Below are 26,092 nucleotides of genomic sequence, written 5' to 3' on the forward strand. Positions count from 1 at the left end.
TTTCCCTCGGCTTCTCCACGGTGGGCCGTTACGCTTGACGACCGGCCGCCCATCGGCGGATCAGATCGAGGCCGTCCTCGAGCAGGCCCTGGGCGGCGCCCGCGTCTGCAGCTTCCACATAGCAGCGCATCTCCGGCGCATTGCCGGAGGGGCGGAAATGGATGATACGGCCGTCTTCGAGCGTCACGCGCAGCCCGTCGATGTCGCTCGTCCTTGCCGGAGTGCCGAGCGGTGCCAGAAACGCGGCCAGCGCCTGCGGGCCTGAGCGAAGCTCCGCCATCAGCGCCGCGCTCGTTTCCACCGGAAAGTTCTCGAGCCGGTCGGCGGCGGCGGCCGGCAGGCCGAAATCGGCGGCTACGGCCGATAGCGGCTGATCGCGTTCGGCGGCCAGTGCCAGAACCGCAAGCGCCGGCAGGAAGCTGTCGCGGGTTGGAAGGGCAGAGAGCGTGCGGCCGTTGACGATGCAGCTCGTACCCGTCAGCGTGCCGCCATTGGCCTCAAAGCCGACGACGGCCCTTGCACCGGCGGCGACAGCTGCGTCCATGGCCGCGATGACGAAGGGCGAACCGACGCGTGTGCGCCGGACCTCGAACGTTCCTGCGGCTTCGATGCCGGAATTGGAGGTGACGGGCGTGGCCACAACGTCGGCGCCGAGGAAGTTCGCGGTGATCAGGCCGAGCAGGTCCCCCCGTAGCGGTGTGCCGGTTTCGTCGGCCACGAGCGGACGGTCGCCGTCGCCGTCCGCAGAGACGATAGCGTCGAGATCGTGCTCGCTGGACCAGCGCCGTAGCATCTCGATCGTTTCTGGCGAGACGGCCTCGGTATCGACCGGGATGAATTCCTGCGAGCGTCCGAGAGGCACGCAGTCGGCGCCGAAGGCCGAAAGCACGGTGACGAAGAGGTCCCGCGCCACCGTGCTGTGCTGGTAGATGCCGATACGCTTGCCATCAAGGGCGCCAGGTGGCAGCAGGCCGTCATAGCGCTTCAGGAACAGGGTTTCGGCATCGGCGGAGCCATCGGGTGCGACCGCTGGTTCCGCATCGGGGACCTGGCCTGCGCCGGAGAGGGCGGCTGCCAACTGCGTGATCGCCGCCTCGTCATCTTTGCCGATTTCGCCGTCCGGCCGGTAGAACTTGATGCCGTTGCGGTCGGCGGGAATGTGGGAGCCGGTAACCATCAGGCTGGCGGCTCCCTTTTCTAGGCCAAGGAGCGCCAGCGCCGGTGTCGGGACGGTGCCGCAATCGAGAGGCGCCAGGCCGGCCCTCCGCAGGGCGCCGGCTGTGATCGCGGCGATTGCCGGGCTGGACGGCCGGAAGTCGCGGCCGATCAACACCGTGTCGCCTGGCTTGGCGAGGCCGGCTTTCAGCAGGTAGCGTGCAAAGGCGGTGGCGTAAAGTGCTGCCGGCGGCCCCTCCAGATCGGTCGAAAGACCGCGCAGTCCGCTGGTGCCGAATTTCAGACTCATCTCATGCTCCAAGTTGTAGTATGCTGGCGTCCGCCCGCATTTCATGCCCGATTTTTTCCGGCTTGTCCCGTCCTTCGATGCCGAAGGTCAGCGGCTTCTGGAACGGGAGCGGATGCCGGCCAGCGAGGACGATATGGCGCGTGAATGCGCCGACATGCCACGGAACTTGTCGAAATTCCATCTCTCCTAACGCACAGGGGGTCGAAATGTTCAGGCTGCGCAGTTTCGTTTTCACCGGCGCACTGGCCCTTGCCGGCGCTCTCGTCTCGGCCCCCGGCGCCAGTGCCGGATCTTTCGTGCAGGCCGATCGGATCGTCGGAACCAAAGTTCTGCCGGCCGCAGTTGCCTGCAATGCCTATAGTTGCTGGAATTCCGGACCGTTCTACAATCCGATCAACCGGCCATATTATCGAGCCTACGCCTGGCCGATTTATCGCCCCTACAGGCCCTATGCACCCTATTACCGGCCGTACTACCGGCCCTATTCGTCGAGCGTGACGATCTACCGGCCCTATGAGAGCCCATACTATGCGCCGCGCGCCTACAGCGGGGCCGGTGCTCACGTCGCATGGTGCATGAACCGCTATCGGACCTATGATCCGGCGACCAACCGCTTTCATGCAGGCAACGGCGTCTACAGGGCCTGCGTCTCGCCCTATCCGTGATGAGGCAAGCGTCGCCTGGAGCCGCCTTCGGGCGGCGCTCGCGTGCTTCGCCTGTCAGTTCCTGTCGACGTGACCGAGATCCCGCTCGGGCTCGATGACGTCGCGCACCTTTTGTTTCAGTTCCTTGGGTCCTGGGAAACCGCCGTCGCGTTTGCGCTCCCAGATCAGTTCCCCGTCGATCCGGATCTCGAAGTTGCCGCCGGTGCCGGGAATGAGGGCGACCTCGCCAAGGCTGTCGCCGAACGTCTGCAACAGCTCCTGGGCCATCCAGCCCGCCCGAAGCAGCCAGTTGCATTGGGTGCAGTAGAGGATGGAAATCCGGGGCTTGTGTTCGCTCATGGTTCAGTCCGCCTGCCTGGCTTTCGTCGGGGCCGATAGCGACGGGCTTATGCCCATGGCGCCCGATTGGCAATCCGCACCGTTGAACCGCTCACGAAAATGTCAACTCGGTTCATCATGTTTTGTCGAGGTGCTGCTTGCGCCTGGAAAGCCGTCCGCGGACAAGGGTGCAGTGCAACAATTTCGACGGTAACCCCCATGAGTGACATGCATTCAACTCGCGACAGGCTGTTTCTTCCCTTCCTCGGTCCTGTCTATTCTTCTCTGAGCGAAAGTGCGGAAACGCTGCTCCGCGTCGTCGCCGGCCTGCTTCTCGTCACGCACGGATACGGAAAGATCCTCAACCCGTTTGGCGCAGTCGGTATGGTGGAAGGGCTTGGCTTCTACCCGGGCGTGTTCTGGTCTCCGCTTCTGGCGGCGACCGAGTTTTTCGGTGGCATCCTCGTGGCAATCGGGCTGTTGACGCGCCCTGCTGCCATCGCCTCAGCGATCGTCCTGGCTGTCACCGTCTATTTCCACTGGATCGTCAAGGCAGAGGGCATCGGCGGCGCGGAAAAGTCCATCCTCTGGACTGCGATCATGCTCTATTTCGCGGTTCGCGGCGCCAACACCCAATCTGTCGACGCACGACTGGGCCGTCAGTTCTGACGCGGCTTTAGGTCGGGCATCATCCGCCCTACGGCGGCGAGCAGGATCTCGTCGGCGTAGGGCTTCATTATGACCGGAGCGCCATCGACGGGCGCGACACCGGATCGGTGCACCTCCGATACCGAGGTGAAAATGAGCGGTACGCCGAGCCTCTTCAGTCGCCGCACGCCGTCGCTGACGGATAGGGATCGCACGGAAAGATCGACCAGACAGAGGCTCAGCGCCGAAAGGTCGGAATCTGCCCATCGCTCGAACTGATTGGGCCGAATGATCGAAACGCGGCATTCAAAAGCTGAACTGATCAGGAATTCGGCATCGACGGCGATCAGGAACTCTTCCTCCACGATTGCGATATGCGGATAGGCCTTGTTCATTGCAGGCGTACTTTCCAGGGCAGAGGAGGGCTTGCGAGCTGGCTCCTTAAAAATGGGTGCAAGTGCGCCCGGGGCGGGGCAATGTCTCTCTCGAACGCGCTGACGTCATTTAAAAAAGACGTAGGGACTGCCCGTTGGCTGGAACCGAATAAATCGCTTTCGCGTTGATAGACGACATGTCTGCAACCGGGGAAGGAATGGTTTGATGGGGCTTGATCCAAACGTGCGGCAGCGCTGTCGCAGCCTGCGGATTCCAACATGACCGGGTCGTCCGCATCCGCGCCGGGCAAGTGGCACACACCGTGTTCCAAATGTCCGCTTCAGGAACTGAAGAGCTTCCGCAAATTTTCGCCGCGCGAGCTGGAATTCGTGTCCCAGTTCAAGGTCGGAGAGTTGTCGGTCGAGCGCGGGGCGACGGTTCTGGTGGAGGGAACCCACAGCCCGCACATCTATACCGTGCTGATCGGCATGGGATTCCGCTACAAGCTGCTGGAGGACGGGCGCCGGCAGATCATGAACTATGCCTTTCCCGGAGATCTGCTCGGTCTGCAGGGCGTGCTGATGGGAGAGCTCGACCACTCTGTCGAGGCGCTGACGCCGGTCACCCTTTGCGTATTCGAGCGCTCGAAGCTCGACAGCCTGTTTACGCGCCATGCCTCTCTCGCCTACGACCTCACCTGGATCGCGGCACGGGAGGAGCGGATTCTCGACGAACACCTGCTCAGCATCGGACGGCGTTCCGCACTGGAGCGAACTGCCTATCTTTTATCTTACATCCACCAGCGCGCATTGGCCGTAGGGATGCTGCACGGTGCACGCCGGACCATCCCGCTGACGCAGCAGCACCTGGCCGATACGCTCGGCCTGTCCCTTGTCCACACCAACAAGACGTTGCGCAAGCTGTCGGACCGTCAATTGATCCGCTGGCAGGACGGTGGCTGCGAGGTGAACGAGCCCGAAGGCCTTCTCAGGGTGTCGGGCTGGGAGGGCCTCAAGGAGACGGCTCGTCCCTTTATCTGACGCACGCCGTCAGACGACGTCCCAGTGAAGGGGAAACATCGGGTCGAACACCGTCACGGGCCCTGCTCCCGTCTCGATCTTTGCCGGGTAGGTGACCGGCGTCTCGCGCCGCACCAGCCGGATCGTGTCCTCGTTCGCCGGCAGGCCGTACCAGGCCGGGCCGCTCAGCGAAGCGAAGGCTTCCAGCCTGTCGAGCGCATTCTCCTCTTCGAAGACGTGCACCAGGCAGCTCATGGTGTTGATCGAGGTGTAGATGCCGGCGCAGCCGCAGGCGCATTCCTTGAGCGGATCGACATGCGGAGCCGAATCGGTGCCGAGGAAGAAGCGTGCATCACCCGAGGTCGCAGCGGCGCGAAGTGCCAGGCGATGGTGTTCGCGCTTGGCGACCGGAAGGCAGTAGTAGTGCGGCTTGATGCCGCCGACCAGGATCGCATTGCGATTGATGATCAGGTGGTGGGTCGTGATCGAGCCGGCGAGATTGGCCTTCGAGCTGCTGATGTAGTCGATGCCGTCCTTCGTCGTCACATGCTCCATCGTCACCTTCAGTTCCGGCAGACGCTTGCGCAGCGGTTCCAGCACGGTGTCGATGAAGACGGCCTCGCGATCGAAGATGTCGACTTCCGGTGTCGTCACCTCGCCGTGGACGCAGAGCGGCAGGCCGATCCTGGCCATACGCTCGAGCACGGGCATCGCCTTCTCGATGTCGCGCACGCCGCCATGCGAGTTCGTCGTTGCCCCTGCAGGGTAGAGCTTGACGGCGGTGATCAGCCCACTCGCCTTGCCTGCCTCCACGTCGTCGGGGTTCGTGTGCTCGGTCAGATAGAGCGTCATCAACGGCTGAAAGCGGTCGCCGGCCGGAACCGCGGCCATGATCCGCTCGCGATAGGCTGCCGCGTCTGCAGTCGTGACGACCGGCGGAACGAGATTCGGCATGATGATCGCACGGGCAAAGTGACGGCTGGTATCGCCGATCACGCCCTTCAGCATCTCGCCGTCACGCAGATGCAGATGCCAGTCGTCAGGTCGGCGAATGGTGATCGATTGCATGCGCTGAGAACTCCACGGCTCGATGAAAAATCATGCCGCGGGCATTATCACCCCAGGACCGCCGAAGGCAAACATTTTTGCCGGTCGTCAGGCCGGGCTGGTGCCGAACCGGTTTTCGCCGCGCGTTCCTTCGCTCGCATACCAGTAGACCAGCACGATCCAGCCGATCAGCGGAATGAGCCCCACGAGCAGCCACCAACCCGAGCGGTCGGTATCGTGAAGGCGGCGAATGGCGACGCCGAGCCCGGGCAGGAGCACGCCCAGTCCGTAGACCACGCTGAGGATCTCCCGGCCGAATACGGCCTGATCGACGCCGCCAAGCACCACGGAGGCAATGACGTTGAAAAGCGCGAACCACCAGAACTCCGGGCGGCTCGCACGGCCGGTAAAGACGGCATACTTCGAAAAGACGGTAGAGACTGCTTCCGAAAATGTCATGCTATCCCCCTCCGGCGCCATAAGGCGCAGCCGCACACTGTGGTTGTGTTCTGTGAAATTGCACCATCTTGCGCCGCGCATCAATGCGGTCGGCATGGACGGCCGGCAGGAGGAAAAGGCGTGTCAGGCGTTGTCGATCGTCACATTCGCGTGCCGGCGGCATTCCAGCACCAGCCGCCCGTTTGGCAGGTCGTTACCGTGCGCCTTCGCACGTGCCACGTCCTCCGCAAGTCCATAGCCCAGCCAGCGCTCCAGAAGGCGCTTCTCGAGGACTGGCACGGGCGGAGCGAGCATGACGGAATAGTCGAACATGCCTTCCAGCTCCGCCCATTTGCCCTGGTCCAGCAGCAGGTAGTTTCCCTCGACGATGATGAAACGGTGCTCCGGCAAAACCACCCTGGCAGAGGCTATGGCCAGCTCGCGCGAGCGGTCGAAGACGGGGACCAGCACCTCCTGATCGGCCGGGCGCACGGCGCGGATGATGTCGAGGAACGCGCGCACGTCGAACGTTTCGGGGGCGCCCTTGCGGGCCAGCAGGCCTCGATCGATCAGGACGGAATCGTCCATATGAAAGCCGTCCATCGGCAGCACCTCCGCCCGCTCGCCGCGGGCCTTCAGGGACGCGCGCAGTTCGTCGGCCAGGGTGGACTTTCCCGAACCCGGCGGACCTGCGATCGCAATCAGAAAGCGCCGGGCATCGCCGGCGCGCCGGATGATGTCCGACGTCATCTCCGCAATGATGCTGTTCACGTTGCCCGCGCCTCCCTTGCGATCCCTTGATACCGCCGTGGCGGCAACCGCAGAAGTCGGCATATTGTGCGAGACGAAGGGTATCGGCAAGGCGCGGCTGGCCGCGCGATGGCGCCCTCCACATTCCCGCTGAAAAGCCGCAAGACGCTGTATCGCTTGGACCTTGAACGCCGGATCCCGCTGTGCTTGTGTGCCGACACGAAAGGGAGAAGCACATGCGCGTACTGGTCGTGGAGAATGACAGGATAACGGCCCTCGGCCAGATAAAAACCGCCCTACTCGAGGCCGGCGCGGAAATCGAGCTGTGCCGTCCCCACGCCGGCGAGGCGCTACCGTCGGACGGACCGGCCTTTGACGCCCTGGTGGTCATGGGCGGCCCCCAGTCGGCCGTCGATGATGAGCGACATCCTTATCTGCCGGCCTTGTGCGCCATGATGCGGCGCTACGGTGATGCTGGCAAATCCGTGCTCGGCGTCTGCCTCGGAAGCCAGCTTCTGGCGCGCAGCTACGGTGCGACCAATCTCATCGGCGAAGCCTTCGAGTTCGGCTGGTGCGACATCCAGCCGACGGAACAGGGGCTCGCTGACCCTTTGCTCGCTTCGGTCGGCGGTGCCTTTCCGATCTTCCAGTGGCACAGCGACACCTTCACGCTGCCGGAAGGCGCCGTTCGCCTGGCACACAATCAGACCGCGTCGAACCAGGCCTTCCGCATCGGGCGCGCCACCTACGGCACGCAATTCCACTTCGAGGTGGACCGGTCGGTGGCCACCTGGTGGCGCGACCTCTTCCCGGAACAGATCGAGCGGATGGCGCCGGGATGGATCGACAGCTTCGATGCGACCGCCGCCGCGCGCGGGCCTGATGCCGATGCCGCGGGCCTGGCGATTGCCCGTGCCTGGGTCTCGACGATTGCCGCCGGCATGGAAACGCAGGACCTGGTTACGGTCGGCAGCGCGGCCTGAGTCTTGGCAATGAGCACAGGCGGCCTGCCGCCTTGCCTTGCGGACATGGCAGCTTGGATCGGGCCGCTGCCGGCCCTACCAGGGCAAACCGCGCAGTTCGCGTTCGCGCGAGAGCGGTGGATTGCGGCTTGAGAAGCTGCGGCCGTTCTGCGTGCAGGTGTAGACCGGGTGATTGAACTCGCCCCAGCGACGACCGTCGGTGTCGTCATAGCTCCGCGTACAGACAACCTCGTTTGCAGCCTCTGCCGCAGCTTTGTCTTCCTGGGACTTTACGCCGGGCAGGTCTGTGAAAGGATAGGCGTTCTCTCCGCCTGCAAAGGCTCCCGCCTGTTGCGCGAAAGTGGGGGAGGAGAGCGAGAGCAGCGCCACAGCAAGGGGAATGGCAAGGAAGGTGCCGCGGTGGCGGTCAGGTTTCGACGGTTTCATATCTATCCATTGCGTCAGCGGCTGCAATCTTGGCCTCGCATAGTACCGTGGCGGGCAAACATGCGATATAGCCCAGGCAGTTTCTGCGGATTATGTGGGGTTTGAGATGGCAAGTGCAATACGATATCACGAGGGCGACATTCCGGCGGCCGATGCAGCGCGCTATGACGGCGCGATCGCGATCGACACGGAGACCCTCGGCCTGATCCCTCGCCGAGACCGGCTGTGCGTCGTCCAGCTTTCCCCCGGCGACGGCACGGCGGACGTCATCAAGATCGCCGCCGGCCAGACGCGGGCGCCCAATCTCGTCGCCATGCTCAGCGATCCTTCCCGCCAGAAGATCTTTCACTACGGCAGATTTGACATCGCCGTGCTGTTCCACACTTTCGGCGTCACCTGTTCGCCCGTCTTCTGCACCAAGATCGCTTCCCGGCTGACGCGCACCTACACGGACCGGCACGGGCTGAAGGACAATCTGAAGGAGCTTCTGGAGGTGGATATCTCCAAGCAGCAGCAGTCTTCCGACTGGGCTGCCGAAACGTTGTCGCCGGCCCAGCTCGAGTACGCGGCATCCGACGTGCTTCACCTGCACGCGCTGCGCGACAAGTTGATGGCGCGGCTTGTCCGCGACGGCCGGCTGCAGCATGCAGAAGCCTGCTTCGCGTTTCTGCCGACGCGCGCCAAGCTGGACCTGCTCGGCTGGGACGAAACGGATATTTTTGCCCATAGCTGAGGCTGTCGGCAAAAGCCGGCACGGATCGGTCAGGATTGCTTAACCAAATCGCCGCTATTTTCGGCTGCATGAATTTAGGTTTTGCAATCGGGACAGTTTAATGATTCCGCCTCTGTCGCAGTCGACCGGCCTGCTGGTCTCCGATCAGCTTAGCAAGATGATCGAGGAGATGGAGGCCCGCCACAAGGAGGCCGACGACAAGGCGAAGGGCAAGGATCGCAAGGACGAGACCTTCGGCGTGACCAGCGATCCGCCGAAGGCCGCCGCCAACGAGAAGATCAACGCCTATTTCTTCGGTTCCCTGAAGGGCGAGCCGGATCCGCTCGCCACGCTGATCTCCCGCTTCTCCTCGGCCCTCGGCATCACCCAGGGCAAGGACGAAACGAGCTTCTCCTTTGCGCAGCGCCTCAGTGATGCCGTCTCCATGCTCGGTTTCGCCAAGACCGGCAGCGGCGGAGAAGCGGCCGTTCTGACGCTGAAGTCGCTCGGCGTGAGCGAGGCCGAAGTGATCGACGTCATGCAGGGCAATTCGACGTCGAAGACGGCTCCGAATGCTGTCCTTGCAGCGCGCATTGCGAGCCAGGCGGGGCTGACGGGCGAGGAGGAGGACTTCGGCGCCCGCATCGCCGAAACGCTGACGGCGCGACGGGCCGCGCTGCCGAAGAGCGTCGCCGCACTGGAGGAAACGACCGGGCTGAAGAAGCTCGGCCTGACCGCATCCGACATGATCGCTGCCATCGCAAATCCCTGGAGCGACGCCGGCCAGCGGGTGAAGGACGCACTCGCCGAGCAGGCGGAGAGCGAAAGCGGGATGAGCCGCGACATGCGCAAGGTCATCCAGCGTCTCGAGGACGTTGCCGATCCCAGTACGCTGGCAGAGTTGAAACGCGGCGACAACGGCTATGATCCAAGCCGCGTCGAGGATGCGGAAACGAGGGCTGAGCGCGAAGAGACTATCCAGGACCTGGAGAACGCTGAAAAGCTTGAAGACGTTCGCGACATGCAGGCGGCGCTCGGCGAGCATATCGCTGAGCGCGATGAAGATGACGCAGGCGGCCCGGCTTCGGCGACCGACGCCGGGCTGGAGCTGATCCAGGTTCTGGCCGCGCTTCCCGACGCACCGGACGCTGGCAACGACCAGGCTGATCCGGACAACACCGATCTTGACGACCGCGCGGTTGACGAACGCCTGTCCGCCGGCGTGGCAGGCGCGGGTTCGAAGGCAAAGGAGGAGGTCGAGGACGCACTTGCGGTCAAACGCTTGGCCGATGCTGAGCGGGACCTGTTCCTGCCGGTGGACGACATCGGCATCTACGAGTTGCTGCGCCGCAAGGCCGCCTGACACGAGGCCCTGACACGGGAGGCTGCCAGGATGCGGCCTGCTGCTGGCGAGCCTGAGACCGGCCAGCGTCGGTCGCGATGTTTACAGCGTTCAACTGCCGGTCCTGCGGACGATGCCGACCCTTGCGAGGACCTCCTTGGGGATGGCGTAGCGGCGGACGATGTCGCGTTGGTCGCGCAGGCCGCAGATTTCGCGCTGGATGAAGAAGGCCCATACCGCGTCCGCCGCTAGATCCAGCAATTCCTCCCGCTCTGCCGGACTGCAGCCCTGTTCGGCCCTCCCGCGCAGCTGTTCCAGTGCCTTTTCAACCTTCGTTCCATGGCGTCCCAGCGCATCGGCGCGCTCCGCCATCAGTTCGTACTCGAGCACGTTTAAGCCCGATGAGACGTGACGATCCTGAAATTGCGGTGGTCGAACGGACATGGTGCTCTCGATATCGCTAGATGGTATCCATCTTCGGCGATCCGGCGCGGGACGGCAAGTCGCCGGCCTTTGTCGTAATAACGCAAAATTAACCATGATGTGAGATCCCATGGAGATCAAGCATGCCCGGGTACAGCCTATTTTCACTCCGGCTTCCCGCGGCAAGCTTCAGAAGCAGAGCGGTCCGTCCAGGTCGAAAGCTTGAAAATGGCAGGCCGCAGCGCGGGGCCGAACGTCAATCTCATGGGCGCGCATGATGCCCCGCCATCCTGAACATGGATCGTTTGAGAGAGGCATCGTGCCTGCCGGAACGGCAGTGATCTGAGGATGCCCTATGGAGATGGTGATGCTGCCGCGCATAGCGACGTCGATCACAGTCCCGATCCCGTCACCGACGGAACCTGGAGGCGAAGCCGCACCCGATGCGGCCCGTCCCGTTCTATCCGCCGAAGCCCTGGCCAATCTCAGGGCCGCGGTGCTGCTACGCCTGCTCGAAGCGATGATGCGTCAGATCGAGCGTGGCGGTGACGGAGCTGGCGGCGATAACGCTGGAAACAGCGGTAACAGTGGCGTCAGCCGGCGACTGCTCGATGCCCTCTTTGCTGCCATAAAGACGCTGCCGCAGCGGGGCGGCGCTGGCGAGGACGCCACCCGCAACCTCGCAAACCTCATTGCGCGCCTGCCTGCCGAACTGAGGCCTTCGACCGAGAAGCTTCTTACTACCGTGCTGGCATCGACGCCCACGCGCATCCTTATGGAAGTGATCCGCAATCCCGGCGGGCCGGATGCGCAACGCCTGGCGCAGGCACTGCTTTCGGCCGCGGCACAAACCGGCGGCGACGAAGATGGTCCGGTGGTCCGCTCTCCCCAGCGCTTTTTCCTTGCCGAGGCCCATCTGGCCGCTGCAGGCCGCAGGGCAGGGGAGGCGGTGCAGCCGGCGCGCGAAGGGATCGTCGACAGCCGCGCGCTGCAGGCAGCACTCCGGCGTCTGTTTGAAGGGGAGAAGGAAACGAACACGGGGACGCCCGCTCGACCCTCGCTGCCCGCTTTGCACGAAGAGGCGTCCACGCCATCGCGAAAGCCGGTACCGGAAGAGACCACTCGAACGCAGCAGCCAGCCTCCCGCCCCGCCACGGAGGCGCAGGCGCCGGTGCGCGAGCACGAACGGGTGCCTGGCCGTCCTGCCGGTGAGGTGAACAGGCCGCTCGCCGGGACGGCCAGCCCGGTGCAGAACACGGTAGGCCGCGAGGTCGCAGAAGGGCCCGCGCAAACCACAAACGTGGGCAAACCCGTCAGCGCTCAGGCGGGCGCAGCTGTACCTGCAAACGCCGGCCGCGAGCACGAAGGCATGATGCGCCTGATTGCCGGCGTAGTCGCCAATTTGAGCGAGGACGAAGCGCTGGTGCTGCGTCTCCTGCTGCAGGCGCCCCTGCCGGAAGAGCCGGATATGCCGGCGTTGCAGATCGTTGCCCCGCAGGAAGGCGACGACCAGCCCGAAGGGCTGCCAAGGGCAGCAAGCACCGTGCTGGCACCGGCCGCTGAGGCGACCGTAGCGCGCGCCCCGGAACAGGCTCCCACCGATGCCGTAAAGGAGAGGGCGGTCGCAGCGCCCGTCTCGCTGACGTTGCCTGCCGACGATGATACGCCGACCGGTCAGCCGCGCGCTTCGGCCCAAGGCGAGGCGGCGTCCGCCCGCCCGCCGGCCGTCGCGCTGCCTGATCAGCAGACGGAAAGGCCGCCATTGCCGGCGATGATGCGTGAGGGACTTGCCATTCCGTTCGTGCCCTACCTGCCCGCTGCAGACGATCTGGAGACGCGCGAGGCGCGTCGTAAGGACGAGGCGGAGGAGGACAAGCCAACGGCCGAGGACGACGAAGCGCCGGAAGATCGGGCACAGGACGAGGAGGCTGGCGAGGGCGACGCGGAAGGCGACGGCCAGCAACCGTCAGGGCAAGCCGACAGTGCGGACACGGAGCGGCGGCGCCGCAGGGTCGAGGAATTGGTGGGCCCGCCAGACCCCGGCTTCGCATACTATCAGAAGCTCGGCGAATACTGGACGTGACGGCCGCGTCACGACGGAAATGACGGGGTCCACAAACGGAAAACCCGCGGGGATCGCTCCCCGCGGGTTCTTAATTTTCAGACCGTGAAGAACGATTACTCGTTGTTCTGGCGGTTCTTCAGGGCCGCACCCAGGATGTCGCCGAGCGAAGCGCCCGAGTCGGACGAACCGAACTGTGCGACGGCTTCCTTTTCTTCGGCGATTTCCAGAGCCTTGATCGACAGCTGGATCTTGCGGTCCTTCTTGGAGAAGTTCAGCACGCGTGCATCGACGACCTGGCCGACCGAGAAACGCTCGGGGCGCTGCTCGTCACGGTCGCGCGACAGGTCGGCACGACGGATGAACGACGAGATGTCCTCGTGGTTGACCAGCTTCACTTCGATGCCGCCGTCGTTGATTGCGGTGACTTCGCAGGAGACGACAGCGTTCTTGCGCAGGTCGCCGGAAGCGGCAGCTTCGCCGACCGCATCGCGGCCGAGCTGCTTGATGCCGAGCGAGATGCGCTCCTTGTCGACGTCCACGTCGAGAACGACAGCCTTGACGACGTCGCCCTTGTTGAACTCCTCGATGACCTGCTCGCCCGGACGGTTCCAGTCGAGGTCGGAGAGGTGGACCATGCCGTCGACGTCGCCTTCGAGGCCGATGAACAGGCCGAACTCGGTCTTGTTCTTGACTTCGCCTTCGACTTCGGTGCCAGCCGGATGGCTATGCGCGAATGCTTCCCACGGATTCTCAAGCGTCTGCTTGAGGCCGAGCGAGATACGGCGCTTGGTCGGGTCGACTTCGAGAACGACGACGTTGACTTCCTGGCTCGTGGACAGGATCTTGCCGGGGTGTACGTTCTTCTTGGTCCAGGACATCTCGGAGATGTGGATCAGGCCTTCGATGCCCGGCTCCAGCTCGACGAACGCACCGTAGTCGGTGATGTTCGTGACCGTACCGGAGATCTTCTTGCCGGTCGGGTACTTCGTGCCGATGCCATCCCACGGATCGCTCTCGAGCTGCTTCATGCCGAGCGAGATACGGTGGGTTTCCTGGTTGATGCGGATGATCTGAACCTTGACGGACTGGCCGATGGACAGGATCTCGGAGGGATGGTTGACGCGACGCCATGCCATGTCGGTGACGTGCAGCAGGCCGTCGATGCCGCCGAGGTCGACGAACGCACCGTAATCGGTGATGTTCTTGACGACGCCGTCGACAACCTGGCCTTCTTCGAGGTTCTGGACGATTTCAGAACGCTGCTCGGCGCGGGACTCTTCGAGAACCGTGCGGCGCGAAACGACGATGTTGCCGCGGCGCTTGTCCATCTTGAGGATTTCGAAGGGCTGCGGGTTGTGCATGAGCGGGGTGACATCGCGGATCGGACGGATGTCGACCTGCGAACGCGGCAGGAAGGCGACGGCGCCGTCGAGATCGACGGTGAAGCCACCCTTGACCTGGTTGAAGATGACGCCTTCGACGCGCTCGCCAGCTTCGAACTTGACTTCGAGCTTGGCCCAGCTCTCTTCGCGGCGAGCCTTTTCGCGCGACAGAACAGCTTCGCCGAGAGCGTTTTCGATGCGCTCGACATAGACTTCGACTTCGTCGCCGACCTTCAGCGTGCCGTCCTTGGACTTGGCGCCGAATTCCTTGAGCGCGATGCGGCCTTCGACCTTGAGGCCGACGTCAACGATCGCGACATCCTTTTCGATGGCGGTGATGATGCCCTTGGCGACATAGCCTTCGGCCAGGTCGTGGGTGGCGAAGGATTCCTGCAGAAGGGCTGCGAAATCGTCGCGCGTGGGATTAGCTTGAGACATGGAAACTCCTGATGTGCCTCTGGGGCACGGGCGCCGGGGGTTAGCGTTGACAACGAGCGAGGCGCATCCGCCTCCCCTGTGGGAAAGCAAAACCGGCGCGGGGACGGCTTGTCGCTCTAATGCTTAAGGGCAGCCTCGATGATGGATCGCGCAGCCGAAAACGCCGCCTCTATACTCATTTCCGAGGTGTCAAGCAAGTGCGCGTTTTCCGCAGGCCGCAGCGGACTGTCGAGGCGGCCCATGTCGCGCTCGTCGCGGCGGCGCACATCCTGAAAGACGGCGTCGTATTCCGCAGCACCGCCATTGGCGATGATTTCGTCGTAGCGACGGCGGGCGCGCACGTCCGCGGACGCGGTGACGTAGAGCTTCACGACGGCATCCGGGCAGACCACGGTACCGATGTCGCGGCCATCGAGCACGGTGCCGGGCGCGCGTTCGGCAAATTCGCGCTGTGCTTCCACCAGAGCCCGGCGGACGGCCGGCATAACTGCGATCTTCGAGGCAGCCTCGCCGATGTCGTGGGCAGACAGCAAGGTACGGTCGAGGCCGGAAAGATCGAGATTGCGGGCAACGCCTGCGGCCACCGCCTCGTCGTCCAGCGGCAGCCCTCGGTCGAGCAGCGCCTTTGCGGTGGCGCGATAGGTCAGGCCGGTGTCGAGGTGGTGGAAACCGTAAGCCTCGGCGATCAGCCGCGACAGCGTACCCTTGCCGGCGGCCGCGGGACCGTCGATGGCGATCGTCGTCATTTCACACCCTTACGTCGCTTCGGTTTCACGAGCGTGTTAGCGGAAAAGGGTAGGCGCTGCCAAGAGGAGAAGTCCGCCCTGGCGGCCCGCCTGCTCACGTCCCGCTTACGTTTCGGTGATCGGCGGCCCCCCAGGTCAAACAGAGGGTGCCCGCCACAGTCAGCCTAGTCGATCTTCGCGCCCAGTCCCGTCATCAGGCCCATGAATTCGGGGAAACTGGTGGCGATCATCGTCGCATCGTCGACCGTCACCGGATGTTCGGAGACCAGCCCCATGACCAGGAAGCTCATGGCGATGCGGTGATCCAGGTGCGTTGCGACGGCGGCGCCCGACGCGTTGCCGAGGCCAAGGCCGTCCGGTCGGCCGTGCACGACCAGCGAGGCCTCGCCCTCGTCGCAATCGACGCCGTTCAGCTTCAGCCCTTCGGCGACGGCGGAAAGGCGGTCGCTTTCCTTCACCCGCAGTTCCTCCAGTCCGTTCATCACGGTTGTGCCTTCGGCAAAGGCGGCCGCGACGGCCAGGATCGGATACTCGTCGATCATCGAGGGCGCCCGTTCCTCGGGCACGGTAACGCCCTTCAGTTCCGAATGCCGCACGCGCAGGTCGGCCACATCCTCGCCGCCGGCGAGACGCGCGTTCAGCACTTCGATGTTCGCACCCATTTCCTGTAGCGTCAGGATCAGCCCCGTGCGCGTCGGGTTCATCAGCACGTTCAGAATGGTAACGTCGGAGCCGGGGACCAAGAGGGCCGCGACGAGCGGGAAGGCGGTCGAGGATGGGTCGCCCGGCACGTCGATCACCTGCCCGGTCAGCTTGCCCTGACCCTCAAGCCGGATCGTGCGCACACCCGCCGCGTCCGTCTCGACCGTCAGGTTCGCGCCGAAGCCCTGCAGCATCTTTTCGGTGTGGTCGCGCGTCATGACCGGCTCGATCACCGTGGTGATGCCCGGGGTGTTCAGACCGGCCAGCAGCACGGCCGACTTCACCTGCGCGGACGCCATCGGCACGCGGTAGGTGATCGGTGTCGGCGTCTTCGGGCCGCGCAGCGTCACCGGCAGCCGGTCGCCGTCAGCGGACGTCACCTGCACGCCCATTTCGCGCAAGGGATTGAGCACGCGTCCCATCGGCCGCTTCGTCAGCGAGGCATCGCCTATGAACGTGGAATCGAAATCGTAGACGCCGACGAGGCCCATCGTCAGGCGGCAGCCGGTGCCGGCATTGCCGAAGTCGAGCGGTGCCTCCGGTGCGAGCAGCGCGCCGTTACCCACGCCGTTGATGATCCAGGTGTCGCCCTCCTTGCGGATCTTCGCGCCCATGGCCTGCATCGCCTTGCCGGTGTTGATCACGTCTTCGCCTTCCAGAAGGCCGGTGATCCGCGTCTCGCCGCTGGCAAGTCCGCCGAACATGAAGGAGCGATGCGAGATCGACTTGTCGCCGGGAATGCGGACAGTGCCGGAAAGGGCGTTCGACTTGCTTGCGGTTGCGGGCTTTGCCTGGGCGCCATGCGACATGGTGCGGTTCCTTCAATAAAGAGCGTGCGTGCCTTGGCGAACGGCCACCCGCGCGGCCGCAAGCGCCTGCGGCCTGCGTGCGGGACCCTTCGCCGGAAGTTCTGCGGGGTGCTATCACAAAGCGTATCGAGCGTCATCAACCCGCCCGAGAAAAAGCCGCAGGCGCTCCAAAGCCCGCAAGCCCCGCAAAAGGCGGCAAAGTTAGCCTTTGACAGCGGCGGTCAAGACGATTATGGGGACCGGCTAATTCTTTTACCCGACCATCCGCCGGTTATCCGGCTTCGCCGGAAATATTCGGCCATTCAAGAGGCTTTGACAGTGGCAAAACCGGAACTTGGAACCAAGCGCATTGACCCGGAGACGGGCCGTAAGTTCTACGACCTGAATCGCGACCCGATCGTATCGCCTTACACCGGCAAGTCCTATCCGCTGTCCTATTTCGAGGAGACGTCCGCCGCCGCCGTCCTGGAGAAGGATGAGGACGAGGAGGTCAACGAGGTCGATACCGAGAACACCGAAGTCGAATTGGTATCGCTGGAGGATGCTGACGACGAAGCATCGGGCGGCGACGACCTGCCGGATCTGGGCGACGACGATGTCGATATCGGCGATGACGACGACGACACCTTCCTCGAGCAGGACGAAGATGACGAAAACGACGACATGAGCGGCATCATCGGCGTTACCGGTGACGACGAGGAAGTCTAAGTTTATGATTTTCCGGCCGGATTTAAAAAATTCGGCCGGATTGGATTTTTCGGCTTGCCATCTTCTGAAACCGGAAGTATGAAGCCGCACCTGCCGGGGAAAACCCGGTTCGGTATCCCGGAACCGGCCTCGCCGGACCCTTGATGGGGCTATAGCTCAGCTGGGAGAGCGCTTGCATGGCATGCAAGAGGTCAGCGGTTCGATCCCGCTTAGCTCCACCAAATCTCACCTGAAAAATTAACGAATTGTCGAAGTTTCGCATCGATGAATGTCGTCGCGATGCCGTCGGCTGTGCGCGACATCTCCATTGGATGTTGCTCCCTGGCCGGCTGCAAGGATCGCAAGCGGCTGCCCGCCCTGCGGGGACGCGCGCTAAAATGCTCCGGCGGGAGGCGGAGGATCGGGAGGGAAGGTGATTTTCCCGAAAGGAAGCCGAAATGCCTGCCACGCATGGACCTCAAGCAACGGATCTCGAGACCATCGCCCGTACGGGCGGACGTTTTCGCCGCATGGCGGCGCGCGTTCCGACCTATCTTGCCGATGTGAGGGAAAACCCGGCCTGGCTGCCGATGTTCCTGCTGGCGCGCACCATGCCGTTTCGCAGGGCGCACTGGCTCACCGCGCGGCGCGTGCCGCCTGCTTCGGCTGCGGCCTCATCGATCTTCGGCAAGCTGGATGCTGCGCGTATTGCCGATGAACTGAGACGTAGCGGCATCTGCTCCGGTCTGATGCTGCCGGCCGAGATCCGGGAGGAAATCGCGCGCTTCGGGCATGAGACGCCATGTTTCGGCAATTTCGAACGCAAGCTCGAGTTTCTGGCGTCCGATCATGAGCAGGCCGAACGCCGCTTCGGCAGAACGATCCTCAGCGGCCATCATTTCGAGCGGGTGATGCAATGCGAGGCAGCGCTTGCCCTCCAGCGCGATCCGCTTTTGCTGGATGTGGCCCGGCATTATCTGGGCGGGGAAGCGCAGATCATCTGCACGCGCACCTGGTGGAGCTTTCCGACGCGATCGGCATCCGATGCCGATCTCAGCCGCGCCTCCTTCAAGTATCATTTCGATCTGGACGATTGGCGCATGTTGAAGTTCTTCTTCTATCTGACCGATGTCGACGAGACCGCGGGCCCGCATGTCTACGTCCGCGGCAGCCATCGCCGTCGGCGCCTGAAGCATCAGCTGACGCTGCTCGTCGGGCATCCGGCTGGCGAAGTGCTGGATTTCTACGGCGAGGAGAATGCCCAGGCGCTGACCGGCAGCGCAGGCTTCGGCTTCGTCGAGGATCCCTTCGGTTTCCACATGGGAACGGTGGCGACGCAAAAGCCGCGCCTGATGATGGAGGTAGGGTTCGGCGTGTCCAGGCCATCACGGCGGCGATATCACGGCGAGCCTGTGATCAGGTAAGCCGAAGGCGCGCCTGGCAGCTTGCGGCCCGCACGATGAAGCCGATGTTACGCCGCCGGCAGCGGCGCGACAAAATCATCAGGCGCAGAACCACTCCAGTTGGAAAGGCTCGTGCTTGGTGGCATTCCAGGGCTTGCTCTTGCCCGCATAGTGCAGGATCGTTGCCTGGGAAGCGAAGTCGCTACGCCTCGCTTGTTCGATATAGCGCAGGTAGTTGGCCTGAAAGTTGTATTTCACGCTTACCGTCGCCATGAGTGAGGGGTTCTCGGCGAAGTATTTGCTGAAGTGACTCTGCTCGTTCAATTGCGGTTCGGAGGCAAAGGCGTAGCGCAGCAGTTCGTCGCGAAATTCCGTCTTCAGCAGCGGTTCGCGGATAAGCATCATTCCGCTGTTGACGCGCCGAGTATGCGGGCCCCACAGTTCCCCATCCAGCAACCTTTGCAGGCGCTCCTCGATGTCAGCGTTTGCTCGCCGCTTGCCGTCGCCATCCTGAAACAGCGATCGCTGGATCTGTGGCGCGCAGAGAAAGGGCTTTCGAGGACGCAGCGTCAGCAGTTCCTCCAGCGGGGAACGGCAGATCATGTCGACGTCAAGGAAAAGAAGCTGGCTCGTTTGCTGGCGCTCGAACACCGACCATTTGAGGAATGTGCCCTTGTTCCAGGCCGCTCGCTCCGGTCTTTTCACGGTGTCCCTGGCTGCCTTGTACATGGTCTCGAGAAGCGACCCGTCGACGGTGCGCTTGACGTCGGCGACGGCCAGGACCAGCGGATCCTTGAAGACGTTTGGATCGTCGGTGTAGATCGCAATCGGGCAGTCGAGCAGCGTGCGCTGTCTGACCATGGAGCGTATCATGGCGCCGAAGGGCGCGAGATAGCCACTGTCGAATGCAAATGCGAGGGTCGTCTCTGAATTGGCAGGGCTTCCCCCGGCGATCTTGCGTAGCGACACCAAAAGGCTCCATTGGATTGGCCGGTTTCGGCCAATGATATATCCTTAACGTTCGGCGGATCCGCTCAGAATTGACCGCCGACAGCAGCGGGCTGCTCTCTCGCCCAGAGATCAGGCGCGTTTCAAGCGTTCTGCTCGTCCCGCGAAGGCCTCCAGCCTTTCCGGGAACTGCTGCTGGTTGCAGTGCCGGACCACGAAGTCACGCCCTTTCTGGGCCTGCGCCCGATAGGCCGCTTCGTCGGTCCAGAAACGGCGCACCGTCTCCAGAACCTTTTCGGGCTCGCAGTAGACGGCCGCGTCCCCGAAGGTCTCGCGGAACTGCGGCGGCAGGATCGTCACCTTGCCGACAGCCATGCCTTCCATGGGCGCGCGACCGAACTCCTCGATATAGAGTTCGTGCGGGAAGTGGATGAAGAAATCGAGGTCCGCCAGGAAGGTGCTGACAGGAGTGGCATCGAAATGCTGGACTTCCCAGTTCTGCGGCGAGTAGCCGAGCATGCCTCGCGCGTGCTTCGCGCCGCCCTGAAACTTCACTTCGACGTCCGTGTCGACGCAGTAGGCGGCCTTGAGCGCCTCGAGCGTGCTTGGCCATTTGGTATAGGCGTCCCGGCCATGGCGACCGAGGACCGGGCGGCGATCGCCGCCTCCGCGCCATACGATCGGTTCCGAGCACCACGTATCGGTATCGACCATCGGGTGCCAGGGCTCGGAATATGGCTCCGGATAGGTCGGATCCTCCTGCATGAGTCGCTTCACCCAATGCGAGATCGGTATCCAGGTGCCGGGGGTGCCGAACAGTTCCACCAGATGCTGGCGGATCACCTCGGGTTCATACTGGCGGTCGGAGCCATCCACCAGGCGGGTCGCGAACTGGTTGATCAGAACGATGACGCTGTCGGCCTCGATCTTGGCAAAGCGGTCGGGCAGGTTTTGCAGCACGGCAGGATAGCCGATCAGCACCGTTTTGGCCTTCACGATGTCGCCCGGCGTGAGGATGGCAATGCCGTGCTTCAGGCAGGCGTCATAGAAGACCGGGTTAAGCGGCGACTCGACGTTCAGCTCATACTTCCGCCAGTGGACCGCGGCAATCTTCAGTCCGGAGCGAGCAGCGGCCGCAATGTAGTTCATCGTCGAAACAAACGCGCCGCCCTTGAGGACGAAGTCGCAGATGACCACGAGGTCGAACGTCTGCTCCCCGGCCGGCCGGCGCTGGTTGCCCATCGGCACCGGGAAGCGGCCGTTTGTCCGCGGAAGATAGGGATCGCCGCCTTGCTCGAGGCTCAGATGCCAGTTCCGGTAGGAATCCCGGTATTGGCCGCGAACGCCGTAATAGAGCGAGCGCATGTGGGTCGCCTTTGAGCGGGTCAGCGAATCCTCGCGCGCCAGGGAGAACGAGAGGATATTGTTATGTCTCACCTTGCAGATCGAAGCCTCGCCGTAGACGGCAACAATCCGCGACCTGAACTCCGCATCCCCGGTCACCCTCACTTCGTCCCAGCCGCGCAGGCGGTCGAAGACCTCGCGCCGGACCAGCAGCGAGGAGAAGTTCATGTCGAGCAGGCTCTTCTTCGGAATCCAGGAACCGACCACGCCGAGATCTTCGTCGACGCGAAGCCAGTGGGAAAGGACCGCCACGCAGTCCGGATTGGCCAGCAGCTCCTGCATCTGCCGCTCGATCTTCTCCGGATGAGACCAGTCGTCGCTGTCGCATACGGTGATGAAATCGCCGGTCGCGACTTCCACACCGTCGTTGCGCGATGGATAGGCGCCGCCGTTGACCTTGCGCCGAACGAGGCGGACACGCGGGTCATTCGCCGCAAACCGCTCGACCAGCGCGCAGGTGTCGTCGGTACTGCAATCGTCGACGACGATGATCTCGATGTTGCGCCATGTCTGCGCAGACAGGCTCTCCAGTACCATCGTCAAGGTCTTCTCGGCATTGAAGGCCGGAATGATGATGGAAACCTTGAGGTCCTGTACCGCCTGGCTTGCGGGCGCGTGCGCGGCGATGTTCCAGATGCTGAGCGGTTTCGCGGGGTCGGCGAGCCTGATCGGTGCCATGCCCGATGGCGCCATCGCGAAGTTGAGGCCATTCAGATAGATCTGGTCGCATTCGGAGGGCGACTGGCCCTCAAGACGCGCCTTGCGGCGCAGCACGTCCGCCTGCATGAGCGAGAAGTCAATGAAGGAATCCACCTTCGCCTGCATGCCGCGCATCAGCGCGTCGGCTTCTGCGGCGCGGCCCGCCTGCGCCAGGCACATGAACTGGCAAAGGCGTTTCTCGCGAATGTTGTCGCGGTGGAGCCGGATGCTGCGGTCCATCAGGTCGGCCGCATGGCTGAAGTCACCCTCGACGAAGCTCCAGCGGGCGAGGGCATAGGCTGCGGCCGATCGCTGGCTGGAACTGAGGCTGCGGTCTTCCACGCATTGCTTGAGTTCGGGGTGCGCGTATCTGGCGAACCCGCCCCACATTTTTGCTTCGAGGTCGGCGATGTTGCGATGGTTCGATGCCTGGCCGTCGCCCTTTTTCACGCGCTTGCCTGCAGACCCCTGCCTGTTGTTCCTTTTGAAGTCTGCATAGGTATGGCGCAGGGCAAAGGGCAGCTTCAGCATTGCCGGCAGCGATCGCGCCGCGACGATGTCTGCACCGAGGCGGTAGGCGAGCTGGGCCTGGATCTGGCTGATCGCGTCCTTCGACCGCCGCTTGGCCTGGTCTGCCTGAACGGCACGCTCCAGAAGCATCGCGTTACTTTGCTGTAGCGCCTCGATCTGCGCCCGTAGATTGTCAGCGAGCTCCACCTGCGATCGAACATTCTCGGCGGTTGCGGCAAACGCCGGAGCCGTCTCCTCTGCTGGATGCGTGGCCGCATCGTCCGGGGAGGGTGCGTCCTGATCGCGCTTCGACAGGTCTATCCTGTATTCCCTGTAGGCCCGGCGCAGCGAAACCGGCAGCCCCACGAGCCCGGAGACGGAACGGCTGGCCGCAATCAGTTCGCTGCCAAGCCGGTAGGCAAGCTGGTCCTTCTGCCTGTCGGCGGCGGCGGCAGCGTTCCGCATGGCCCGCTCCGAAGCCTCGACACGCAGCCGAAGGGCGGCGTTCAGATCGAGAAGCGAGCGAAACTCTTCTCTCAGAGCAAGTATGTCGGCACCCTTGGAGGCATGCGGCGTACCGGTGTTGCCGTCGATCGGAAGGGCTTCTCCAGAAGCTTCAAGCATATCGTCGTCCTGCGATTGATGCTGGCCTGTCATGCATCCCTCTTGATGTTGCGGTCGATTGCAGTGATTTTGCCAGTGACCGCTACAGCTGTGGCACCGTTCGCCGAAATAGCGGCACATCCATAGTGGAGGCCCCTGTCGAAGTCAAAATGCATGGGGACGGAGAGGGCCATTTTTTAACGAATTTTGGAGACTGTCTCGACCTTGAAGGCGAGCTGTGCTGATCTGCGGCCGGGCCGCCAGAAGCTGGGGTTGGCGTCTGCATGTCTGTCGATTGAGCAAGCGGCAAAATTAGGGCGATCGTCGAGTAGGCGCCCTGGATTTTCCGGCTGGAACAACTGACATGTGCGGGTTCTATTCTTTTCCGGTCAGTATTCCTAAACTCAACTACAGACGGTGGTGACGAAATTGGCAATATACACGATAGAAGTCGGCGCTAAAGCTGCCGACATTTCGGCCCTCATCAAAAACGCGGCCGCGGGCTCGACAATCCAGTTCAAGGCAGGAAACTACACCTTCGACGACAAGGTCGTGATCGCACGCAGCGACATCACCATCCTCGGCGCGGGCGTTGGAAAGACGAACATCACGGTCAAGGCGAAAGACACAGACAACGCCACCGCCTTTGACGTTCAGGGCGGCAAGGCCGTCGAACTGACAGCCAGTCTCACGGAATCGACCGTCAAGGGAAAGACGACGACGCTCAAGTTGTCGAACGTCGATGGCATTTCAGCAGGTTCGATCATTCAGCTTCAGCAGGCGAACGACGACGCCTGGTTCAAGTCCGTGGGCAATACGCACCTTAAGGTCGCAGGAACCGACCCGCTCCGAGAAATGATTGCAAAGGTCAAGTCGGTGAATGCCAAGACCGGCGAGGTGGTGCTGGAGAAGTCGCCAACGCCTTACAATTTTGAGAAGGGCAAGACGACCGTCAGCGTCGTCAACGTGGTCAAGAACATCGAGATCGGCGGGCTCTCGATCAAGACCGACCTTGGAACGGCCGGCAAATTCGACTTCACCAACAAGGCTGACAAGTTCAACAATTCCTCGACCGTCGAGGTCACCCGTGCGACCGATGTCAATCTGCACGACATCGAAGTGAAGGACAACGCCTCGCACGGCTTCACCTTCAGTTCGGTATACGGCATTTCGGGTGATAGGCTGACGACCATCGGCTCGCACAACAAGGGCGCAGAGGGCAACGGCTACGCGTTCTTCTTCAAGCACGCCTTCAACAACACCTTCGCCAACCTCACCGACATGGACATGCGCCATTCGGTTCTGTTCGGTTCGTGGAGCGCGGAGCATTACAATAGCTTCCACGTCCTTTCGACAAACCGCGACATCAACTTCCACGGCAGTCCTGACGACCAGAACACCATCTACGTCGATCGCGCGGTGTTGAGCTACGACGGCAAATATGCTCACGGCGGCGTTGCACCGGGCAATCCGAAGATCCACCCGAATTCGACGATCGATGCGAACGACGTGAAGTTCAAGTATTTCCGCGGCAACTCGGCGCAGGACAATATCTACGGTTCCAACTCCGGCAGTGACCTCGCCGGCGGCGCCGACATGGACAAGCTCGTCGGTGGCACCAGCAAGGATCGTATCGACGGCGGTGCCGACAATGATATCCTGACAGGCGGTGGCAGCGCCGATCTGTTCATCTTCAAGCGCGGCTACGACTTCGACACGGTGACTGATTTCTCGCTTTCCGAAGACAAGCTGGATCTTTCCAGCACCGGCATCGTCCGCAAGGCCGACCTTGCGATCCGCCAGATCGGTAAATCGACGGTCATATCGCTTGGCGGGGGCGACGAGGTCGTTCTCAACAACGTGACCGCCAGCAAGCTCGCCAACAAGAACTTCACCTTCAGCAAGGCCGTGAGTAAGGGCGTCACCGTCGAACTGATGGGCTCGGATCGCGGCGCGACCGGCACCAACAAGAATGACGTGTTCAAGATGTCGCCCGGTTACCTTGACGACAAGCTCAATGTCATCGGAGGTGCGGGCACCGACACCATTCAGGTCGTCAAGGGATCCAGCCTCAAATTGACCGCCTTCGGTCGCCTCGACGGGATCGAAGTCATCGACATGACGAAGGCGCCGTCGGTCGGCACGGTTACGATCAGCAAGAAGACAGCGCTCCAGAGCGACAAGGGATACCTGACCGTCAAGGTTGACAGCACGGGAACGAAGATCGCGACGACCGACATCAAGGATGTCGATCTCGTCAGGATCAGCGGCTCGGGTCCGGTCAAGCTGGACAACGGCGGCGCATACATTTCCGCGGCGTCCGGCACGAAGCTGAACGTCACCGGCGGCAAAGGAAGCGACCATATCGAGGGTGGTTCGTCTGCGGACAAGATCAACGGCGGCAGCGGCAATGACTTCATCGACGGCGGCAAGGGCAAGGATATCCTTTCCGGCGGCAGCGGCAACGACCGCATCACCGGCGGCCTGGGGGCAGACGTGCTGACCGGCGGCTCCGGCGGCGACCGGTTTATCTTCACCTCGACAAAGGACTCCACCGTTGCTGCCAGCGGTCGGGACACGATCAAGGACTTCTATCGCAGCCAGGGTGATCTGATCGACGTATCGCGGGTCGACGCCAACACGAAGAAGTCCGGCGGCCAGGCTTTCAGCTTCATTGACAAGGACGCGTTCAGCGGCAAGGCCGGCGAACTGCGCTATGAGAAGTCCGGCGCAGGGACGCTCGTCACCGGCGACGTGAACGGCGACAAGAAGGCAGACTTTTCGATCTTCGTGGATCAGCTGATCACCTTTAAGGCGTCCGACTTCATTCTCTGATCGGAGAGATCATTCAAGATGGTGAGAGCGCGCCGTGACAGGCGCGCTCTTTTCGTTTGTCGTCCGAGCCGGGCCGCAGCTGCCCCCTTTCCAGTTTTGCCTTGTTGGTCGGAACTGACGAGCGCCGGATCGGGGGCTGGAAACGCAGCGTCAACGCATTGCCGCGGGATATGCTGCCTCGAGGGGATCTGAAGCCACGACGTGCGCGCCCTGCGCCGTACAAATGATGGCCGCTCCACGTAGTGCCAGG

The 26,092-nt window shown here is 62.9% G+C and carries 23 protein-coding genes and 1 tRNA gene; 11 read left to right on the forward strand and 13 right to left on the reverse strand.

Annotation, left to right across the window (positions count from 1 at the left end; translation table 11 throughout):
• Positions 1 to 28: 28 nt before the first annotated feature.
• The gene (locus tag CRO48_RS14080; protein WP_097140312.1) at positions 29 to 1,465 is read right to left on the reverse strand and encodes a phosphomannomutase; all 1,437 of its coding nucleotides are present in this window, start codon (positions 1,463 to 1,465) and stop codon (positions 29 to 31) included.
• 206 nt (positions 1,466 to 1,671) lie between these two features.
• Between CRO48_RS14080 and CRO48_RS31800 the strand changes: the two genes are divergently transcribed.
• Positions 1,672 to 2,130 (forward strand): BA14K family protein, encoded by a 459-nt coding sequence (locus CRO48_RS31800; protein ID WP_141402054.1) that lies wholly within the window; start codon positions 1,672 to 1,674, stop codon positions 2,128 to 2,130.
• Between the two features lie 54 nt (positions 2,131 to 2,184).
• On the opposite strand, the gene CRO48_RS14095 is transcribed toward CRO48_RS31800, so the two are convergent.
• A complete protein-coding gene (locus CRO48_RS14095; protein WP_097140315.1) occupies positions 2,185 to 2,469 on the reverse strand; it encodes a SelT/SelW/SelH family protein in 285 nt (94 codons plus the stop codon).
• A gap of 198 nt (positions 2,470 to 2,667) precedes the next feature.
• Here CRO48_RS14095 and CRO48_RS14100 point away from each other — a divergent pair, with 198 nt between their 5' ends.
• Entirely contained in the window at positions 2,668 to 3,117 is a 450-nt protein-coding gene (locus CRO48_RS14100) for a DoxX family protein (RefSeq protein ID WP_097140317.1), read from the forward strand.
• Here the strand turns inward: CRO48_RS14100 and CRO48_RS14105 are convergent.
• Entirely contained in the window at positions 3,108 to 3,491 is a 384-nt protein-coding gene (locus CRO48_RS14105) for a hypothetical protein (protein ID WP_097140319.1), read from the reverse strand. The genes CRO48_RS14100 and CRO48_RS14105 overlap by 10 nt on opposite strands.
• A gap of 258 nt (positions 3,492 to 3,749) precedes the next feature.
• Here CRO48_RS14105 and CRO48_RS14110 point away from each other — a divergent pair, with 258 nt between their 5' ends.
• Positions 3,750 to 4,511 carry a Crp/Fnr family transcriptional regulator gene (locus tag CRO48_RS14110; protein ID WP_097140321.1) on the forward strand — a complete coding sequence of 254 codons (762 nt, stop codon included), beginning with the start codon at positions 3,750 to 3,752 and terminating at the stop codon, positions 4,509 to 4,511.
• Between the two features lie 9 nt (positions 4,512 to 4,520).
• Here CRO48_RS14110 and pyrC read toward each other — a convergent pair whose 3' ends face one another.
• The 3 genes from pyrC to CRO48_RS14125 form a co-directional block, all read right to left on the reverse strand.
• Positions 4,521 to 5,558 carry a dihydroorotase gene (gene pyrC / locus CRO48_RS14115; protein WP_097140323.1) on the reverse strand — a complete coding sequence of 346 codons (1,038 nt, stop codon included), beginning with the start codon at positions 5,556 to 5,558 and terminating at the stop codon, positions 4,521 to 4,523.
• Between the two features lie 87 nt (positions 5,559 to 5,645).
• A complete protein-coding gene (locus CRO48_RS14120; protein WP_097140324.1) occupies positions 5,646 to 5,996 on the reverse strand; it encodes a DUF805 domain-containing protein in 351 nt (116 codons plus the stop codon).
• 123 nt (positions 5,997 to 6,119) lie between these two features.
• Positions 6,120 to 6,746 carry a nucleoside triphosphate hydrolase gene (locus CRO48_RS14125; RefSeq protein ID WP_097140527.1) on the reverse strand — a complete coding sequence of 209 codons (627 nt, stop codon included), beginning with the start codon at positions 6,744 to 6,746 and terminating at the stop codon, positions 6,120 to 6,122.
• Positions 6,747 to 6,961: 215 nt separating this feature from the next.
• Here CRO48_RS14125 and CRO48_RS14130 point away from each other — a divergent pair, with 215 nt between their 5' ends.
• Positions 6,962 to 7,708 carry a type 1 glutamine amidotransferase gene (locus CRO48_RS14130; RefSeq protein WP_097140327.1) on the forward strand — a complete coding sequence of 249 codons (747 nt, stop codon included), beginning with the start codon at positions 6,962 to 6,964 and terminating at the stop codon, positions 7,706 to 7,708.
• 75 nt (positions 7,709 to 7,783) lie between these two features.
• Here CRO48_RS14130 and CRO48_RS14135 read toward each other — a convergent pair whose 3' ends face one another.
• Entirely contained in the window at positions 7,784 to 8,134 is a 351-nt protein-coding gene (locus CRO48_RS14135; protein WP_097140328.1) for a hypothetical protein, read from the reverse strand.
• Between the two features lie 106 nt (positions 8,135 to 8,240).
• Here CRO48_RS14135 and CRO48_RS14140 point away from each other — a divergent pair, with 106 nt between their 5' ends.
• Both CRO48_RS14140 and CRO48_RS14145 read left to right on the forward strand, forming a co-directional pair.
• Positions 8,241 to 8,867, forward strand: a complete 627-nt coding sequence (locus CRO48_RS14140; RefSeq protein WP_097140330.1) for a ribonuclease D — start codon at positions 8,241 to 8,243, stop codon at positions 8,865 to 8,867.
• A gap of 100 nt (positions 8,868 to 8,967) precedes the next feature.
• Positions 8,968 to 10,209, forward strand: coding sequence for a hypothetical protein (locus CRO48_RS14145; protein ID WP_097140332.1), 1,242 nt, complete (start codon positions 8,968 to 8,970; stop codon positions 10,207 to 10,209).
• A 90-nt stretch (positions 10,210 to 10,299) separates the two neighbouring features.
• On the opposite strand, the gene CRO48_RS14150 is transcribed toward CRO48_RS14145, so the two are convergent.
• The gene (locus tag CRO48_RS14150; protein WP_097140334.1) at positions 10,300 to 10,632 is read right to left on the reverse strand and encodes a DUF6665 family protein; all 333 of its coding nucleotides are present in this window, start codon (positions 10,630 to 10,632) and stop codon (positions 10,300 to 10,302) included.
• A gap of 346 nt (positions 10,633 to 10,978) precedes the next feature.
• Here CRO48_RS14150 and CRO48_RS14155 point away from each other — a divergent pair, with 346 nt between their 5' ends.
• Positions 10,979 to 12,694 carry a hypothetical protein gene (locus CRO48_RS14155; RefSeq protein WP_141402055.1) on the forward strand — a complete coding sequence of 572 codons (1,716 nt, stop codon included), beginning with the start codon at positions 10,979 to 10,981 and terminating at the stop codon, positions 12,692 to 12,694.
• Positions 12,695 to 12,789: 95 nt separating this feature from the next.
• On the opposite strand, the gene rpsA is transcribed toward CRO48_RS14155, so the two are convergent.
• The 3 genes from rpsA to aroA all read right to left on the reverse strand — a co-directional run bounded on the left by rpsA (position 12,790) and on the right by aroA (position 16,753).
• The gene (rpsA, locus tag CRO48_RS14160; RefSeq protein ID WP_097140337.1) at positions 12,790 to 14,496 is read right to left on the reverse strand and encodes a 30S ribosomal protein S1; all 1,707 of its coding nucleotides are present in this window, start codon (positions 14,494 to 14,496) and stop codon (positions 12,790 to 12,792) included.
• A gap of 116 nt (positions 14,497 to 14,612) precedes the next feature.
• The gene (gene cmk, locus CRO48_RS14165; RefSeq protein ID WP_097140339.1) at positions 14,613 to 15,242 is read right to left on the reverse strand and encodes a (d)CMP kinase; all 630 of its coding nucleotides are present in this window, start codon (positions 15,240 to 15,242) and stop codon (positions 14,613 to 14,615) included.
• Between the two features lie 164 nt (positions 15,243 to 15,406).
• Positions 15,407 to 16,753 (reverse strand): 3-phosphoshikimate 1-carboxyvinyltransferase, encoded by a 1,347-nt coding sequence (gene aroA / locus CRO48_RS14170; RefSeq protein WP_097140341.1) that lies wholly within the window; start codon positions 16,751 to 16,753, stop codon positions 15,407 to 15,409.
• Positions 16,754 to 17,071: 318 nt separating this feature from the next.
• Here aroA and CRO48_RS14175 point away from each other — a divergent pair, with 318 nt between their 5' ends.
• The 3 genes from CRO48_RS14175 to CRO48_RS14185 all read left to right on the forward strand — a co-directional run bounded on the left by CRO48_RS14175 (position 17,072) and on the right by CRO48_RS14185 (position 18,864).
• Positions 17,072 to 17,461, forward strand: coding sequence for a TIGR02300 family protein (locus CRO48_RS14175; protein ID WP_097140343.1), 390 nt, complete (start codon positions 17,072 to 17,074; stop codon positions 17,459 to 17,461).
• A 145-nt stretch (positions 17,462 to 17,606) separates the two neighbouring features.
• Positions 17,607 to 17,682, forward strand: a tRNA-Ala gene (locus tag CRO48_RS14180).
• 216 nt (positions 17,683 to 17,898) lie between these two features.
• Positions 17,899 to 18,864: a phytanoyl-CoA dioxygenase family protein gene (locus CRO48_RS14185; protein WP_097140345.1), complete on the forward strand. Its 966-nt coding sequence runs from the start codon at positions 17,899 to 17,901 to the stop codon at positions 18,862 to 18,864.
• Between the two features lie 78 nt (positions 18,865 to 18,942).
• On the opposite strand, the gene CRO48_RS14190 is transcribed toward CRO48_RS14185, so the two are convergent.
• On the reverse strand, positions 18,943 to 19,812 hold the full coding sequence (locus CRO48_RS14190; RefSeq protein ID WP_141402056.1) for a glycosyltransferase: 870 nt from the start codon (positions 19,810 to 19,812) through the stop codon (positions 18,943 to 18,945).
• A gap of 111 nt (positions 19,813 to 19,923) precedes the next feature.
• Positions 19,924 to 23,028, reverse strand: coding sequence for a glycosyltransferase (locus CRO48_RS14195; protein ID WP_176526757.1), 3,105 nt, complete (start codon positions 23,026 to 23,028; stop codon positions 19,924 to 19,926).
• Between the two features lie 408 nt (positions 23,029 to 23,436).
• On the opposite strand from CRO48_RS14195, the gene CRO48_RS14200 reads away from it, so the two are divergent.
• Complete coding sequence (locus tag CRO48_RS14200) at positions 23,437 to 25,842, forward strand: calcium-binding protein (protein WP_097140350.1); 2,406 nt, start codon at positions 23,437 to 23,439, stop codon at positions 25,840 to 25,842.
• Positions 25,843 to 26,092: the final 250 nt, after the last annotated feature.

The organism is Rhizobium subbaraonis (assembly GCF_900220975.1).
GTDB lineage: Bacteria > Pseudomonadota > Alphaproteobacteria > Rhizobiales > Rhizobiaceae > Mycoplana > Mycoplana subbaraonis.